Origin of the sequence: Sphingomonas sp. CARO-RG-8B-R24-01 (genome assembly GCF_022662295.1) — a bacterium.
GTDB lineage: Bacteria > Pseudomonadota > Alphaproteobacteria > Sphingomonadales > Sphingomonadaceae > Sphingomonas.
Map to the genome: position 1 here is coordinate 1 of NZ_JAKNQI010000027.1, position 204 is coordinate 204.

The following is a 204-nucleotide window of genomic DNA, read 5'->3' on the forward strand; positions in this document are numbered from 1 at the left end:
AGTTCGTTTCGTATCGATAAGAACCCATTCACATGTCAGCTACCCTCGTTCCGCTCCTGCGGAACCGTCGCGGGGTGGAGCAGCCCGGTAGCTCGTCAGGCTCATAACCTGAAGGTCACAGGTTCAAATCCTGTCCCCGCAACCAAATCCGACACCACCCAAAGCCCCGCAGCGAAAGCTCCGGGGCTGTCGGCGTTCCGGTGA

The 204-nt window shown here is 59.3% G+C and carries 1 tRNA gene; it reads left to right on the forward strand.

The window, feature by feature from the left end:
- The first annotated feature begins 68 nt into the window (after positions 1 to 68).
- A tRNA-Met gene (locus L8G49_RS20935) sits at positions 69 to 145 on the forward strand.
- The last annotated feature ends 59 nt before the right edge of the window (positions 146 to 204 follow it).